We start from the raw sequence: 17,332 nt of genomic DNA, 5'->3' as shown, positions 1-17,332 counted from the left end.
ACAGACAACCTTCCTTAAATAGTACTACCATGATCGCAGAACTTCCTCCACGTGCCAAAGTCATTGAGCTGGATATTTCCCTGGACAGCTACCAGCGGTTTATGCAGTGTATCATGGCCCTGGCCCACAAACGGACTTCCTGCACGGTTTGCTTTGCCAATGTACACATGGCGATTGAAGTAAAACAGGATCAGCAGATTGCCCGTGCGGTAAACGGCGCCGACTACGTGCTGCCCGATGGGATGCCGCTTGTCTGGGGCTTGCGGAGCCTGTATGGGCTGAAACAACAACGCACCACCGGCATGGATATGTTGCCCGACCTGATCCGGAAAGCAGAAGAGCAAAACGTACCGGTGTTTTTTTACGGCTCAACCCCGGAGGTACTGAAACGGGTAGCGCAAAACTGCGCCATCCACTATCCGGGACTGATCATTGCGGGGGCTATCTCGCCGCCGTTCCGGCCGCTGAGCGCCGCCGAAGAAGCCCAAACCATCGACACCATCAACCGCTCCGGTGCCGGGCTGGTGTTTGTAGCCCTCGGTTGCCCGAAACAGGAACTCTGGATGAACCGCATGCGCGGACAGATCAATGCCGTGATGCTGGGGATTGGCGGTGCCCTGCCCGTCCTGGCCGGTGAAGTAAACCGTGCACCCGAATGGATGCAAAACGCCGGGATGGAGTGGTTTTTTCGCCTTGTTCAAGAACCCCGCCGGTTATTCCGACGCTATGCCATAACAAATAGTCTGTATGTTTGGTATCTTGCCAAACAATGGATGACCCAAAAATTGACGCAACGTTTATGAAGCAATCCACGCAGTCAGTAGCACCCATTGTTCTCTTTGCGTATAAACGACCCAACGAGTTTGCGAAGACCGTTCGGTGTTTACAGCAAAACGAGCTGGCCCCCGAAAGTGAGCTATACATTTTCGTGGATGGCCCTAAACGGCCGGACGATGTACGCAAAGTTGAGGAGACGAAAGCCATTGCCGAAGCCGTTACCGGCTTCAAACAGATAAATCGCATGTATGCCACCCGGAATCAGGGCTTAGCGAACTCCGTCATCAGCGGGGTAACGCAGGTGATCCGGCAACATGGCTCTGTTATCGTACTGGAAGATGATCTGCTGACCAGCCGCAATTTTCTTTCCTTTATGAATCAGTGCCTGACGGCCTATGCGCAGCAGAAACAGATTTTTTCGGTTACCGGCTTCAGCTTTCCGTTTGACAAACCGGACGGCTATACCGATGATATTTATCTCTTTCCCCGGACAGGCTCCTGGGGATGGGCAACCTGGCAGGACCGCTGGGATACGGCCGACTGGAGCATCAGCGACTACGATGCCTTTATGCAGGATAAAGACCGCAAAGCGCAGTTCAGCAGCGGGGGCAGCGACCGCGTACGCATGCTGCGCCGGTGGAAACAGCAGGAAATTGATTCCTGGGCCATCCGGTGGTGTTATGCCCAGGCACGGGTAAATGGCCTGACTGTGTATCCGACACAGTCAAAAATTCAGAATATCGGCTTTTCAGCCGACTCCACCCACACGAATGTCTACAACCGCTTCCGGACAATTCTGGATACGGGTGATCAACAGGTTTTCCGTTTACCTGAGCACCCTGTCGTATCCGACTATTACCTGGAGCAGTTGAAATGGCAGTTTAGTATCCCCGTACGTGTGCTGAATAGTCTCAGGACGCAGGCTGTGAACCTCGAAACGGCTATAAGGTACGGGTAACCGCGTGTTAACCACTCTAATCATATCTTATCTTAATGAACGCGCCTATAGCACTTTTTGCCTACAAACGTCCGTATGAGCTTGAACAAACCTTAAACGCACTTAAAAACAATTACCTGGCCGCCGAAAGCGACTTATACGTGTTTGTGGATGGTCCCAAACGACCCGAAGACCGGCCCAAGGTGGCTCAGGTATGCGACCTGGTCAGGGACATTACCGGCTTCAGACGGGTTAGTTTACACGTTCAGGAAGAAAACCAGGGATGCGCCAATTCGGTCATCCGTGGGGTCACCTATGTGCTTAGCCGGCACCCTTCGGTGATTGTTGTGGAGGATGATATTGTGACAGCACCCAACTTCCTCGATTACATGAATCAGTGCCTGGCGACTTATGCCGACCAACAGGACGTGTTTTCAATTGGCGGCTACAGCTTTCCGTTTGACAAACCGGCCGGTTATCCGGACGACGTGTATTTCATTGGCCGCACCTGTGCGTGGGGCTGGGCCATCTGGGCCGACCGCTGGCAACAGGCCGACTGGAACGTGACGGATTTTGCGGCCTTCATGCATGATCCGGCACAACGGACTGCCTTTAACGTGAACGGCAGTGACCGCGTACGCATGTTACGGCGGACGATGCAGGGCGAACTGGATGCCTGGGACATCCGCTTGTGTTACACGCAGTTTAAACTCGGTAGCCTGACAACATACCCGACCACCTCAAAAGTGCAGAACATCGGCTTTTATGGCAACGACGGGGTCAATACAAACGTCTATAACCGCTACCGGACGATTCTGGATGAGGGTAAGCGGCGTACGTTTTGCTTACCCGACAAGGCACGGGAACACCCCTATTACACCAAACGCTTCCGGCAAAAATACAGCCTGGGTGTACGGCTCTTAAATCGATTGAAAACCTATGCAGGATTACGCTAAGACTATTATACTCGTTTGCGGACTATTTACTGTACAAAGCATCACCCCCCGTAATTGCTATGGACAAGGGTATGGGCTGACGGACACTCTGAGCGCAAAAGCAATAGGGTATGCCGAGCTCGGGGCGCTGGCCTCTACGGCTGACCGTACGCCCTTCTGGCTGCGGGCTAATCAGTACGGGACAGTGCCGTTAAGCGGGCCGGCGGGTCTGATCAGGCTGGGCGGTCACCTGCGGATGGGCGATTGGCAAAACCCGGAGAAAGTACACCTGCAGGTTGCCGCCGAAGGAGTCGCTAATCTTGGGAGAAACACGAAGCTGCTGTTACCGGTCGCCAACATCACGGCACGCTATCGGTTTGCAGAGCTTTATCTGGGTCGCCGCCGCGAAGTGTTCGGGCTTGTCGATACCCTGCTATCGTCAGGTTCCTATGCCTGGTCGGGTAACGCCTTGCCCATTCCTAAAATTCAGCTGGGGACGCCGGGATTTGTTCCGCTGCGGTTTACGCGCAATGCCGTGGCCATAAATGCCCTGTACGCACACGGATGGTTTGCCAACACAGATTCCATCCAGAATTCATTTCTGCACCAGAAAGCCCTGTTTCTGCGTTTCGGGAAACCGGAAAGCAGGCTTCAGTTTTTGATGGGCGTTACGCACTATGTACAATGGGGAGGCTACTCAGCAACACTATCTAAAACACTGGCCCCGACCGGACATTTGCCCTCTTCGTTTAATGATTATCTCTATGTCATCACTGCCCGTCAGTATCCGGACGATGGAACCGGAGTCTACAGTCACTTTGATTTAATGAACCGACTGGGCAATCATTTGGGTAGCATGGATATCGCTGTCAACTGGACCGGAAAAGCTTCGAATCTGTTTGCATATATCCAGCACCCTTATGAGGATAAATCAGGTGTCGCCATGCGAAACCTGCCGGATGGTCTATATGGCATCCGGTGGCGGAACAACAGGAGTAGTGCATCAGCAAAAGTACTCCAAATTACCGCTGAATTTCTGACAACCCTGAATCAGGGGGGCTTCAATATTAAGAACGGGAGTCGGTTGTACGACGGAGCCGATGATTATTTCGTGAACTACCAATACCGCGATGGCTGGACGCATCGGCAGCGGGTAATTGGTACGCCTTTTATTACCCGATGGAATGATACAAAACCTGAATTATATAACTTGAAAGGAGGCTATGGAAAAACCATGGTGAGCAATAACCGGGTACAGGTTATTCACCTGGCAATTCTGGCAAATCTTAATCAAAACTTGTTTATAACAGGCAAACTATCAGGTAGTAGAAACTACGGAAGGCCAATAACAGGAGACCCCCGCTTGCCAGTAAATCAGCTATCAGCATATATACAGGTATTGAAAAAAATAAGGAAAGGGACTTTACAAGTAGCAATTGCCTGGGATAAAGGTAAACTAATAACAAATAGTCTGGGAGGACAACTCAGCTATCATTATATTATTTTTTAGCCTTATTAATAACATCAGTAAAAATATCAGTAAGCATCTGTAAATTTTTTTCGGGAGTATAGTTAGCCTCATAGGTAGTAAGGGCATTCTCATTATATTGCAACTTCAGGACAACTGGCAATTCAAACCAGTTATTTATTATTCTCCTTAAGTCTTCAGCATTATTTGGCTCAAAATGCATTCCATTATAGCCATCTGTAATCATTGTACTCATAGCACCAAGTTTACTTGCAATAACAGGAGTTCCTACCGAGAAGGCTTCAATAATTGTCATCGGCATGCCTTCATACCAAATTGATGGAAATACTAACGCTGAAGCATGGGCCATCAGGTCTTTTACATAGTTAGAAGACTGTTGTCCTAGAAAAGAAATGTTTTTATTAAAAGAAGCTCTTTCTGTTACATAATCACATAGAGGACCTGAACCAATAATTTTTAGTGGATAGTTACACTTTTCGAAAGTGTTTAATAAGACTTTAATACCTTTATCTTCTGTTAAGCGTCCTACAAAAAGGAAATAATTATTTTTAGTTTTAAAGTCTATTTCAACTGGACGATCAGTAGAATTAGGCTTAATACTGTAATTAGTGAAAAAAGGCTTAAAAGATGAGTTCAAAAATAAATTTGCGGCAAACTCCGTTAAAACAATGAAGCGATCTACTGTAGACCAAGTACCTATTTGCTTATGAAACCATCCAATAAATACCAACCAAAAAGTTTGAAAAAATGAGTTTCGATAAACTTTATTTATAATTGCTTTAAAAGGAAAAGTACTATTTAAACTATCAGTATAAATTTTGCTATTATAAAACATGTTAGCAGATGGGCATAATATTCTATAATTGTGAAGGGTAATTACAATAGGTACAGATATTATTTTAGAGATCCAAAAAATAATTGGGCCTAAAGCATAATGATAGTTGTGTACATGGATTATATCAGGAGGATAACGTTTAATAGCTCTATAAATTTTGTAAAAAGAAACTATATTAAATATTGAAAATATAAATTGCAAAGCACCATAAATACCATGTTTATTATAAAATGATATCTTCTGAACAGTATATTTTGATGCAAGTAAAGTGGATTCCATTTCAAAAACAGCATCTTCGCCGCCACGTTGCTGATAATAAGTATGAATAAGTAAAATCCTCATAAGGCAATAATAATAATATATATTTATTAGGACTCAATAGCACAAATATTAATTTAAATGATAAAACCATGTAAATGAAAATACAAGGAGTGAATATAATTGTGGGTCAAATAATATTCGAATAATAATATAGTAAAATAAGTCAAATAAAAATAGATAAATCAACTGTCAAATAAGCTTATTTTCGAACGTCAATAATCTCACCAGTTAATTTAGTCACAAGTGAATTGATAGATGCAATTGCCACACATTTAGAAGACAATAATGATGATTCATCTTCTATACCAAAGTTTTTAATTCGCATTGGGGTTTTTGTACGTTCTGGATTAATACAGTTAACTCTAATGCCTGTATCTAGCCACTCTTCACTTAAGGCTTGGGAAAGATTAACAATGGCGGCTTTAGTTGAAGAATATATACTATATAACATCCGTCCTTTAGTGTAACTACTACTAGTAAAAAATAATAATGAACCTTTAGTTTGTTTTAAGAATGGAAAAGCCTCTTTTGCTACATTAATAGCACCGAAATAATTAATATGAATACTTTCATTTATTTGTTTGTAATTAAGATTAAATAAGGGTTCTTTAATGAGTATGCCAGCAGTACAAATAACAAAATCAATTCGTCCATTTTTATTAAATATAGAATTTAAAACAGCACTGACAGATTCACTATTAGCAATATCAATATTATTCTGACTTCTGCTAAAAGAATAAACAATAGCGCCTAAATCACGACCAATATCAACAATTTCTTTTCCAATACCATAACTTCCGCCAAAAACAACAATTACTTTATTTGGTAAGTTTTTAATAGCCTCATCGGATAAATTGGAATGATTACCTTGAATTGATTTAAGCTGAAACAATTTATCTAAAAGGAACATATCTTCCTGATAGGTAAGCTTCATATTAAATTGCTCACCTTTTACAACAAATATTGATGTATCAGGTAAATATTTATGAACTACACCACAATCATCAGTAGTCTTGAAGCTGGGGTCGTTCAATGCTAGTTCATAAGCTTTATTTATTAATCCGCGCTTAAAGCATTGTGGTGTTTGTCCGTTTCTCAAAGATGGACGATTAGGTATTTGTTCAATATGATTATAGTTATCGACCTGAATCACAGTATCAGTTGTAGCAACAGCCACATCAACAGCATCATGTAACTTAAGAGCGTCAATACAATCATTAATAATTCTGTCATTAACTAAAGGACGAACAGCATCGTGAAAAATAAGATTGTCATCATCATTTACATATGCCTTAATAGCAGATAAACTGGACTGGTATCTTTCAGAGCCGCCGTTTAGAATTTTTTTAACCTTTTTATACTGATTATCAATAAGTATCTTTTCAACAAGACTGATATAGTCAGAGTGAGTAACTATTGCTATTTCATCGATGAATTCATTATTTTCAAAAACATTAATAGTATGTTCAATAACTCTTTTTCCAGCTACTTTTAAAAATTGTTTAGGCATGCCTCCACCTAAACGGATACCGGAACCCCCTGCAAGAATAACAGCTATGTTCATAACCAGTAACAATTAGATGTGTGATGTGAGACTTGTAAAGTAATTGGTGGTAATTTCATGTAATCACCATATAGATTAGATAAGTAACTATGATAAGAAACAGGCGCACGATATAGCTTATTCTCGAACTCTACAAGAACAAAAGATTCATAACCACCTTTATCATTCATTTCCTTCATACCATAATGAGAAATTGCAGTTATACCAACCTTGTTAGCACGGTAATAATCATATTTTTTTGAAAATGCATCGAAAGAATTTATAAGCCTCGAAAGTGAAGTAACATTAATTAACATTAAAAATCTAAAAATAAAAATCCCAAAATTTTTTAAAATAGACGTTAAAAATGATTTACCAACACCAAAACGATATGTGGCAGATTGTAATAAAAACCCAAAAAATTGAATCTTCTTATAATACAACTTCACATCATTATCTTCATGAGGAAGGCCATCAATAGGAAAGATATCAATATTTACACCTAAAGAAGAACTAAATCTAGAAATAAGTTTTTTCTCATTCTTTTGAGTCCTAATATCATTCAATGTTGCAAAAACAAAAGGATAATCTGATTCTAACTTATTAGTCTTTAGTTTATAGTATTCATGCTCCGGAATACAAGATATTAAACGATCATAGTCAGGGCGAGGTAACATAATATCAATATCATCATCCCAAGGAATAAAACCTTTGTGACGTATAGCACCCAATAAGGTTCCACCACACAAAAAATAGCTTATAGATTCTTTTTCACAATAATCTACAATAAAGTCAAGTATTTCTAGTTGCAATGATTTAAGCTCATTTGCAGTTATTGGCTTCATGAAATATAGTAATTAAGACAACCACATGTCAAGGTTACCAAAATGTTAAATAACTAACCTAAAATTAATAAAAATATATTAAACTTTAAACACATTTTAAAATGAAAGTCATTATTTTTATAAAAAAGTTCTTTACATTAACTCTAACACATAAAATGTATGACTATATAGAGCATGTTCAGAAAAAAAATTAAAGCAGTTTATATTTTATTCACAAAAATATAAACTGTTAATAAACTTAACTATCAACAACAAGTATACATTAAATAAATATCAACATTTACACATTATGAATTTAAACTTTGAATAAAATCATTAAAAATTAAATTATAAGAAGTTGGCATTTTATTATCCCGCAATTCTGTAGATGCAGTAAAATGAGTTAACAATAGAGCTTTATCTAATTTCAGAATTAAGTCATTTATATCATAGGCATCAAACAAAAAACCATTAATATTTTCACTAATTAAAGTAGCAGCCCCAGCATACTTAGAACAGAGGGTAAAATTACCTGCAATTAAGGCTTCATTGATAACAGCGCCAAAAGGTTCAAAAAGGCTCGGCAGAACAAAAATATTAGCAATGAAATACCAAGCTAGTAAATCCTCCTTTTCTTTTCTACCAGTAAAAATTATAAATTCTTCCAGTGAATGTTTATTAACTAACGCTCTTAAATTAGGGCCTTCAGGGCCTTCACCAACAATTATTAATCTTATATCGCAATGTTTTTTTGAAATTGTTGAGATAGCGTCAATAAGCATTGAAATATTTTTAACAGTTACCAAGCGGCCGACAAAAAGTAGTACTCGTTTTTGCTGTAAATTATATGATTCAATTAACGATTCAGCAACCGGCAAAGCATTTTGAAGTTGCAATCTAAACTTCACGTCATCGTATACAATTGGAAAAAGAATAGCATTGGTATCCAATCCTAAGTTATTAATATACCACTCAGCTGTTTCAGCATTTGTAAAAATTACCCCATCTATTCTTTTTATAATAAAATTACGAGCAAATTTACGAAGTCCACTACATTTCTTCGCTATATATATATTATCATCACAAATAGTATACAACTTATATTTAGAATCAAAAATTAATTTAAAAAAACATACAAGCATAGTTATCGGATTATACTCACTTGTAAATACATAATCTGGCTTATGTTTAATCAGGGCTGATACTATGCCAAAGCGAATAATTTTATTAAATACAGTAAAGCCTCTGGTCAAAAAATAGAAATGAAATACAGCTTTTGATTGTAAATATTCTTGATCAAACTTTTGAGATTTCAAATTAAGATTTGAAAAATAAATATGCGTTTCAAAACAATTTGATAAAGAATTAAAAAAGTCTAATCGATAAGGTGGAAGTGCTGGATGAAAAATAAGAAGCTTTTTCACGTGGATTTGTTTATCCATATTTGCGGAATAAATACCCGAAGGTGGTTGGTAAAATAATGAAATATTGCAATTAGTAAACCATTATGTCTTCGTTCAAAGATAAAGTATTCTTCAGGATTATGACCTAAAGGCTTACGAAAGGCTTTCCAACGAGTAAGAATGTTTATTTTGGGATTACACCAAGTAGGTAGACTGTCATGTTCGTCGCATATACCTAGTACTCTTGGTGCAATATATGATTCAATTCCCATTTTTTTCGCACGTAATCCATAATCAAAATCACCTAATGCATGACGGAAAATATAATCATTTGGTCCTAAACAATTAAATACAAACCGAGGAATTAATACAATATTTCCATTAAAGTAGTCACAGCGCAAGATCTCACCAGTTGGTATTAAGAGGCCGTTTTGAAAATTACGTCCACCATATGTAATTTTACTATTATGCTTTGAACTACAAGTTGTACCAACAATGATAGCACAATTGAACTTATTAATTGAACAAGTAATTAGCTCTTGCAGCGCAAAGTTAAATAAAGTAGTATCATCATTTAGCCAAAGGAAATAATCATATTTATTACATTTATTTGCAAACATCCAAGCCTCATATACTCCTCGGTTCCAGTATAATTGACCATCACCATGAATAAAGTTTACATGAGGATATAATGTTGAAACCGCTAAAACAGTACCGTCAGTGCAACCATCATTTGTAATATATATATCAAAAGCATAACTAGAAGAAATATCCTGTTTGTGCAATTCATATAAACATTCTAAAGTCTTGTCTTTTCGATTATGTACAGTTAAAATTATAGCTATTTTCATAGAAGCTTCTTTCGGTCCCAATCAATACTATCTTTAACCTTTTTACAAGGTATCCCTGAATATAATCCATATTCCTCCTCAAATGCACTATTAACAACACTACTATTGCCAATTATAGAATTTGAAGGAATTTTAGAACCTTTTAATATTCTAACATGCGCTGCTATCCAAACACGATTTCCTATAGTAACATTTTTGGCATAATTAGTTCTAATAGATGTTTTTCTATCTATAATACTATGGCTATCACCATTTCTAATCTCAATATCATTTGAAAACATACAGTCATTACCTATTACAATTTTCATTCCTTCAGTTGATGCAATATGTCCACTTTCAATAGTAAAATTATTACCAATAACTATTTGGCTATTATCATCTTGACACCAAAAATGTGTATCAGAAACGATTGTATTACCTGCTCCAATTATTATTTTACAATTATTGCCAATTATCGTAAATCTACAATTTTTAAATCTAGACATACTACCTAAATAAATTTCATTATTCTTACCCTTTATTCTAAATACATTTTTTTTTAAGAAAGCCCCATTCTTATTTACTTTGTTATAAAAATAAAAAATAAAATTCCCGTACATTAATGAATAAATAAAAGCTACAATATTCATCAATGAAGGATATTTTTTTAATATTACTTTTATATTTTTCATTGAATTAAATAAACTTAAAAAACAAATTTCAAATATACAATCCTATCATTATCAATCTCCATTTTGAACTTCGTTATATATTTGAATCTGTCTTTCAATCACATCTTGCCTATTATTTTCTTTAATTTTCCTATTTCTAGAATTGTTAGAAATTCTAATTGCTAACTCTTTATTTTCTATTAATTCATCAATATTTGATGAACACTGTATAAAATCAAGAGAATTATAAAATAAGGCCTCTTCCCTATGAACAGCTAATTCAGGCATAGCGCCTGCATATGAAACAACTGAGGGAACTCCAATAATCATTGCTTCAGCAAAAGCCAAACAATATGTCTCAACGAATGAAGGTACAACAAAAACATTAGCATTAAGTAACTCATCAACTATACCATTTTCATCTAAAGAGCCTACTAGTACTGTATTATTTTTAAGATCATATTTATTAAGTAAATCATTTATATAAACTGAATATCCATCTTGCAATAATTTTCCTACGTTAATATTTCCTGCGATTCGCAACTGAACATCACAATATTTTTGTTTTAATAAGCCAACTGCTCTTACTAATACATGAATACCTTTATAGGAAACTGCAGCAGAACATGATGCAAATATTATTGGTCTTCTCCCAGATGATTTGTATTCCCATTGTTTTGATCCATAAAATGATTCCCGTAAAATAATCTTTGTTTTGAATAAATTTACTTTAGAATTCACTACTGTATTTAAATTATTTTTTACCCAATCGGATTGATAAGAAATATTAGTAAAACATTTAATATGATGCTTTTCAATCTCCCCGCGCTTGTAAAACACAATTTTCTTATTAAAAAGAGTTCGCCAAGGCATTATTATTTCTTTAAGCCTGATACATTTAAATATTTCACTTAGTGAAAGTCCTCCATAGTAATAATCGGTATAAGCAAATAAAAGCCCTTGTATATCGATCAAAGTTTTTGCTTTAATATAGCCCATAGCATGGATTGATGCCCATATATTTTCTGTTCCCCATATATGTACTATATCAGGAGATTCTTTTTCAATAATTTCAGCAATTAGCTTACATAATTTTTTCGAAGCAACCTGTCCAAATTTTCTTTTTTTCATTGTGGGTACAATCCACTGCTTAATGTCATCATGGTCTTTCCTAATTATGTCTTTAACTTCTCCTTGCGAAATATTTATTATCTGTGCATCTCCATTTCGTTGAATTCCTTCAGCCAAGGGTTGTAGCCAACTAGAAGTTCCAGTTATTTTATCATTTGAAAAAATCGCATTACAAAGCCAAAGTACTTTCATTTTCAAATAATTTTCTATTATTTATAAATAATTTGCTTGATAATCTATTATTACGAAACGCATAATAACCGAAAATAAAAATTACCCATTGAACGGCAGAGCTCAAATTAGGGTTTATAGTACCAATAATTAAAAATACTCCAAATATTAAAAACTGTTTAAACTTAGGATATACTTTCAATTTTTGCCATTGAAAATAAAACAATAGGCATAACATTGGAAATGTTATAATAATTCCATATTGTAGAATTAATACAATGATTCCATTTTCAACCCCACCCGCTCCAAGTTTTCTTGTTATGTACAAATAACTTTCAGGATTACCCCACAATAAATCTTGTTCACTTAAAAATAAATAAAATTTGAATGCATCAATCCTTGTCATTGCACTTCCATCTAATAATTTTTCTGAATTTGAAATTCTGCCACCAAGATTCGTACTAAAAATTAAATACTGCGCAACAATAATCAGTGATAATATCAAAAATATATAGATGATTCTATATTTTTTTTTTACAGAAATAACTATTTGAAAAAAAAGTGTAGGAATAATTAGAAATGTGCTAACCAAAATTGAGCCCCGCGCATTAAAACAAAATAGCGCAATATAACCCAATGATATTAGTAATATTTTGTAAAATAACTTTATATTATCATTACATACTATAAATGCCATTAAGACTGCCACCACCATAGCATTAGCAAGAGGATGTCCCATTAAGGCTTGACTTCTAAATTCCCAAGATTCAATCTCAGAAATATCATCATTAATTTGTATTATATTAAAAATTTGTTTATACGATAATCTTTCATATATTGCAATTAAGCATTCAGATACAAAAAAAAATATAACTGTAATCCTTAGTATTTTTATTTTATTATCTGAACAATTATTAAAGTAAATGGACATTAGCGGTGGTATAATTAATAATGTTAGTATTAATTTGAAGTAATCTTGTCCTAAACTATATTTTATAAAATACACAATAATGCCGAAAATAATTACACAAATGTCAGGCCAATTTGTCTTTAATTTATAATTCACATTGCCCAATATTGTTTCTTTAAAAATGTAAAACATTATGGGTAGAAAGGCTGTAGTGACAATTGCATCAAAGCCTAATACGGGAGCTAATGATGTATTCATAAATAAAACAAATACAATACAAAAAACATATATCATGAGATCTTAGTTTAAATATAATTCTATTATACAAAAATAATTTTATTTCACCAATAACATGCATCTTCTACCATATCTGCATTTTTCGGCTTCATATCAGCGTCTGGACGTACCCAATATTCATTCATCAATTCAGCATAATTGTATATTGGGTTATAATTTGAATTTTCCCAACGTTTTCCTTTAATGCCAAATAATAATTGGAGAGATCCACCTAAATGAATTGATTTTTTCCCACTCCTTTTAACATGAGCTGCTAATGGGAATCCATATGCTCCACAACCGATTAAACAAATATCATAATCTCTTTTATCAATTTCATCTTTCATCCACTGCAAAGCTTCAAACCAGTCATTATGACTTATGTTTTCGCCTCCCAAGCTTTGCACTGCTTTTATTGTGAGCAGTTGAAAATCTGGTAGTATATCTTGGTTCTTAAATAAGAATTTTCGTTTTTGATACTGTTGTTCAATCCGCTCTGAAAATGGATGAACAACAAGAATCTTTTTACCCTTTAATGCTGCTGTCCAAGGATTTTTTGAAAAGAACGGATTTAGTAATTCAAATTCCACAAAAATTGCTTTTTCTAATCTTGTTAAAAAATAATTTTCTTCTGAAAGCCAGCTTCCTAATACGTCTACTTGTAGCATATCTTTTAACATCAGTTCACAGAAAGCTTCAATTTTTGGTTCTGTTGCTGGAAAAAAACCGCTCCACTCCTTCATTTGTCTGATGATATTTTCATTCCACCACCATTGGTGTATTTCTCCCTTTATGTATTTCCAAAAATCTCGTTTACCTGTTTTAACATTTAAATAGTTTAATGTTGTTAATAGCTCTGTACTTCCGAATCTTGAGATCATACAGGGTTTATCATCAATTAATTTTTTATATATTATCTCCGAAACTTTATCTGCATTTCCTTCACATGGTTGCTTCGAAAGTAATGGTATTGGCATTATTTTAGTATATATTTTTTTAAGAACTCTCAAAATATTTATATATATGTTTTTCATTTTTCACTTCCTTTTATTGAATATAAATCAATTTTATGTCGAATAATTTTTAATGTTTTTTTTAATCGATATTTTATTCTTTCCTTGAGAGATTTTGGTGGTGTATCTTTTGAAAATCCTCTAATTGAATAGTCAATTTTTATATCATGCTTTACAAATAATGGAATGACATTTATATTCCATTTATTTTGAATAATACCAGTAAAAATATAAGGTACAATTTCAAATTCATTTATTCTCACAAAATCTCTATTAACCACATAATAATCATTACCTAACCTCGTCGATCTAATTGATCCAAATTCTTCGAATTCCCAAGCATCTTCATAATCGCGAATTAAATTTAAAAGCTCTGATTTTCTCCACAAAGCAGTCTGACAAGAAACTCTATATCTTTGCTTTATTAACACGCTATCTAATCTTTCGTATTTTGAGTTTCCAGACGCTATTACTGCTTGATCTGTTAAATGGATACATTTTATTGTATCATCATTCATCATTACAGATACATAATTTTCTACTAAATCATTTTTTACTTCGTTATTTATAAAATAATCTTCTTGCATGTATAGAATTATTTCTGTTTCTATATGTTCTAGCGCCCATTTTAAACATTCACTCCAAGTAGGTATTCTCTTATGATTAATTTTTTTTTGCCTACATACTTGTATTGGTGTTATATGCAATCCGGGATAGCTATATTTTTTATATTCTGTGTTTAAATATATTTTACCTCTACACGAATTCCAATAAATACCCCACAGTTTAAAAAAAGGATCCCAACAATCCTCAAATTTATCACATGTATTCACTAAAATTGAATATCTCATTTAGTTCTTTTTTTAAAATATTTTTTTAATTTCAAAAATATTGTTTGCCCAATCATTATTTCAAAAAGCACTTTTGCAATCCGATCTATTTGTTTTTCTACCTTAAATACTCTTATTATCTTCGGATATGTAAAAATCTCCATCCATTTCTCTCCATCAGTTTTATCCCTTAATGCCAATATTGGATAATCACCATAGTATTTTGTATTTTCATTACCGTGATCTAAACACAAAACTTTATTTTTTTTTGCTAATATCGAAAAAATACTTTGATCATGTCTATTCTCCCTAAATCCGGAAAAGTTTTGTGATTTTGAATAAGAATCATCAACTAAATTGTAATTATTTTCAATTATGTAAAGCCATTCTTTGATAAAATTAATTGATGACGGATTCTTTTTTACAATAAAACTCCCTGCCCAAATTTGATTTGTTTCAGTAATGTTTTTATCCTCACGTGCTTTAAAATAATCAAAAAGGTCCCCTTTTGTCCATTCTTTTTCTAAAAAACCTTTCATTTGAAATACCAAAAAGTTATAATCTGATTTATACAGCATTTCAAAATAATTTTCTAATCTATTACTCCCCTCTTTAATTAAATGACAACCTATATCTGAATATTGTAATATATCCCCTTCATTCATCTGCAATAGTGATTGTAATACTATTTGTGGTTTCCATATCCAATATCCAAATCCTCGTAAGTCAAATTTATCTTTATGCTTTAACTGAAAACTCTGCTCTAACATTTTTTCATTATAAACTACACAACTGTCATAATAATTTAAATCATCAACCTGCTTTATAAATCTCTTTGCTGTAATATACATATTTGAATCTGCAAACGAACAAATATTTTTCTTATATTGATTCATAGCTTTCTAATTTTCTTTGATACAAGTAATTCTGAGAATAATATATTCATTATTATTTTTTTTTCCATTTCTTCTAAAGAAAACTTCCATATTAATAACAAAAGTATTAGTGATGATAATGCGAATATTATAATCATCCTAACTCCTCCTTCTTCCAAGAAATTTATTATCATAATACATACACTTGCTTGTATTATTAACACACCTAATGCCTTAAAAATAACATTCTTTATAAAGTATACTGATGGAAAATTATAATTCGCTTGTGCATAGTATAAAATAATTAATCCTGATAATAATGTATACCCTCCTAATAATATATATGAAATATAACAAGGGTATCCAAATTTAAATAAAATGTACATTACTAATAACGGCAAGTAGTATAATGTCGACAAAAGTATTTGAACTTTTTTTATATTTCCATGTGCTTGCAATGATGATAATATTGGTAATACCGAATATCCTATAAAAGTATTTATTATTAATAACCTACAAAATAGTATTGCATAATCTGGAATTTTTATTAACCATACATGCAATATATATGGCATCTCTATCCATGCTGGAACAAATAATATTAACATTAGGTAGATTGAACTTTTACAACTTATAAATGTTGCATTTATCATACCTGCTCTATTTCCTGAACCTTCTTTTTTAGCAATTATTGGATTCATTACCTTCATCATAACCATAGTTAGCGAGTTTAATTGTGAATTAACTTGACTTGCTACTGCTTGAGAAGTATTTATGGTTACCCCAAAAAATTTATTTATTATTATTCCTTGTCCATAATTTACTATCATACTACTTGAGTTGCCTAATAGATTCCAACCCGCGAAATACATCATATCTTTCATAAGTTTATGTGACCAGTATTTTTTGGGCTCAAGTATACATTCTTCATATCTTTTATGGCAGTATACCCTCATTATTATCATATTCATTATTGCGACTATTGACATCAGTATTCCATATATCATTAATTTATCTCCACTATAATTTATGAGTATTAAAGCTACAATTAGTTTTAACATTGATTCAACTATACCAATTATTGAATAGTACAACATATTCTCTCTAGCATTTAGTATAGCGTCATATGGTACTGTCATTACTGTAAATACTGTAGATATAATTAAACTTCCATATACTACTTTCGCTGCTAGGATTCTATTATTTGGAATATTTAGTATTCCATTAAAAAAAAACCAACCTGTTACTAATAAAATAAGCGCTAATATCACTCCTATTCCGAAATGCAAAATAAAGCTTATGTTAAATATTTCAATTTGTTTTAATTTATCTGATTCTCCTTCTGAATATGACATGAATCTTTGTGTTGAACTTGCCATTGCAGCGTTCAAGAAACCTAGCATCGCGATCGCTCCGCCTACAATATTAAATATACCGAAATCTGATGATCCTAATGCGTTTAATATAAGCCGAGTCGTGTATAACGCAACAAACATCGTTATTGCCATTTTTGCATATAAAAAACTCGTATTTTTTACAACTCTTTTTGCAGTTGACATTA

General features: G+C 34.3%; 16 protein-coding genes. 4 read left to right on the top strand and 12 right to left on the bottom strand.

The features are described 5' to 3' along the window. Positions 1–29: 29 nt before the first annotated feature. From AC23NW_RS03680 to AC23NW_RS03665, 4 genes are read left to right on the top strand one after another with little or no spacing between them, the layout of a single operon-like run. Positions 30–803, top strand: coding sequence for a WecB/TagA/CpsF family glycosyltransferase (locus tag AC23NW_RS03680; protein WP_487447792.1), 774 nt, complete (start codon positions 30–32; stop codon positions 801–803). Beyond that, the gene (locus AC23NW_RS03675; protein ID WP_487447791.1) at positions 800–1,735 is read left to right on the top strand and encodes a glycosyltransferase family protein; all 936 of its coding nucleotides are present in this window, start codon (positions 800–802) and stop codon (positions 1,733–1,735) included. Before AC23NW_RS03680 ends, AC23NW_RS03675 begins: the two co-directional genes overlap by 4 nt. A 35-nt stretch (positions 1,736–1,770) precedes the next feature. Beyond that, positions 1,771–2,670 carry a glycosyltransferase family protein gene (locus AC23NW_RS03670; RefSeq protein ID WP_487447790.1) on the top strand — a complete coding sequence of 300 codons (900 nt, stop codon included), beginning with the start codon at positions 1,771–1,773 and terminating at the stop codon, positions 2,668–2,670. Next, positions 2,654–4,159 (top strand): capsule assembly Wzi family protein, encoded by a 1,506-nt coding sequence (locus tag AC23NW_RS03665; RefSeq protein ID WP_487447789.1) that lies wholly within the window; start codon positions 2,654–2,656, stop codon positions 4,157–4,159. The genes AC23NW_RS03670 and AC23NW_RS03665 overlap by 17 nt, the downstream gene beginning before the upstream one ends. On the opposite strand, the gene AC23NW_RS03660 is transcribed toward AC23NW_RS03665, so the two are convergent. The 12 genes from AC23NW_RS03660 to AC23NW_RS03605 all read right to left on the bottom strand — a co-directional run bounded on the left by AC23NW_RS03660 (position 4,149) and on the right by AC23NW_RS03605 (position 17,330). Further along, positions 4,149–5,315 carry a glycosyltransferase gene (locus AC23NW_RS03660; protein ID WP_487447788.1) on the bottom strand — a complete coding sequence of 389 codons (1,167 nt, stop codon included), beginning with the start codon at positions 5,313–5,315 and terminating at the stop codon, positions 4,149–4,151. The genes AC23NW_RS03665 and AC23NW_RS03660 overlap by 11 nt on opposite strands. A 178-nt stretch (positions 5,316–5,493) precedes the next feature. Continuing rightward, on the bottom strand, positions 5,494–6,858 hold the full coding sequence (locus AC23NW_RS03655) for an SDR family NAD(P)-dependent oxidoreductase (RefSeq protein WP_487447786.1): 1,365 nt from the start codon (positions 6,856–6,858) through the stop codon (positions 5,494–5,496). Then, complete coding sequence (locus AC23NW_RS03650) at positions 6,855–7,682, bottom strand: LicD family protein (RefSeq protein WP_487447784.1); 828 nt, start codon at positions 7,680–7,682, stop codon at positions 6,855–6,857. Before AC23NW_RS03650 ends, AC23NW_RS03655 begins: the two co-directional genes overlap by 4 nt. A 287-nt stretch (positions 7,683–7,969) precedes the next feature. Next, a complete protein-coding gene (locus AC23NW_RS03645; RefSeq protein WP_487447783.1) occupies positions 7,970–9,085 on the bottom strand; it encodes a glycosyltransferase in 1,116 nt (371 codons plus the stop codon). Then, positions 9,082–9,915: a glycosyltransferase family 2 protein gene (locus AC23NW_RS03640; RefSeq protein WP_487447782.1), complete on the bottom strand. Its 834-nt coding sequence runs from the start codon at positions 9,913–9,915 to the stop codon at positions 9,082–9,084. The genes AC23NW_RS03645 and AC23NW_RS03640 overlap by 4 nt, the downstream gene beginning before the upstream one ends. Next, positions 9,912–10,586, bottom strand: a complete 675-nt coding sequence (locus AC23NW_RS03635) for an acyltransferase (protein WP_487447781.1) — start codon at positions 10,584–10,586, stop codon at positions 9,912–9,914. Before AC23NW_RS03635 ends, AC23NW_RS03640 begins: the two co-directional genes overlap by 4 nt. A 51-nt stretch (positions 10,587–10,637) precedes the next feature. Next, positions 10,638–11,888 carry a glycosyltransferase family 4 protein gene (locus AC23NW_RS03630; RefSeq protein ID WP_487447780.1) on the bottom strand — a complete coding sequence of 417 codons (1,251 nt, stop codon included), beginning with the start codon at positions 11,886–11,888 and terminating at the stop codon, positions 10,638–10,640. Then, positions 11,866–13,035: a hypothetical protein gene (locus AC23NW_RS03625; protein ID WP_487447779.1), complete on the bottom strand. Its 1,170-nt coding sequence runs from the start codon at positions 13,033–13,035 to the stop codon at positions 11,866–11,868. The genes AC23NW_RS03630 and AC23NW_RS03625 overlap by 23 nt, the downstream gene beginning before the upstream one ends. An 83-nt stretch (positions 13,036–13,118) precedes the next feature. Beyond that, positions 13,119–14,087 (bottom strand): hypothetical protein, encoded by a 969-nt coding sequence (locus tag AC23NW_RS03620; RefSeq protein ID WP_487447778.1) that lies wholly within the window; start codon positions 14,085–14,087, stop codon positions 13,119–13,121. Continuing rightward, positions 14,084–14,917, bottom strand: a complete 834-nt coding sequence (locus tag AC23NW_RS03615) for a hypothetical protein (protein WP_487447777.1) — start codon at positions 14,915–14,917, stop codon at positions 14,084–14,086. The genes AC23NW_RS03620 and AC23NW_RS03615 overlap by 4 nt, the downstream gene beginning before the upstream one ends. Further along, on the bottom strand, positions 14,914–15,792 hold the full coding sequence (locus AC23NW_RS03610; protein WP_487447776.1) for a hypothetical protein: 879 nt from the start codon (positions 15,790–15,792) through the stop codon (positions 14,914–14,916). The genes AC23NW_RS03615 and AC23NW_RS03610 overlap by 4 nt, the downstream gene beginning before the upstream one ends. Next, a complete protein-coding gene (locus AC23NW_RS03605) occupies positions 15,789–17,330 on the bottom strand; it encodes an MATE family efflux transporter (protein ID WP_487447774.1) in 1,542 nt (513 codons plus the stop codon). The genes AC23NW_RS03610 and AC23NW_RS03605 overlap by 4 nt, the downstream gene beginning before the upstream one ends. Between the last annotated feature and the right edge of the window lie 2 nt (positions 17,331–17,332).

The organism is Arsenicibacter sp. R0_47, assembly GCF_057652235.1.
Note: the sequence above shows the minus strand (reverse complement) of the source record. Positions and strands in the feature narration are given on the sequence as shown.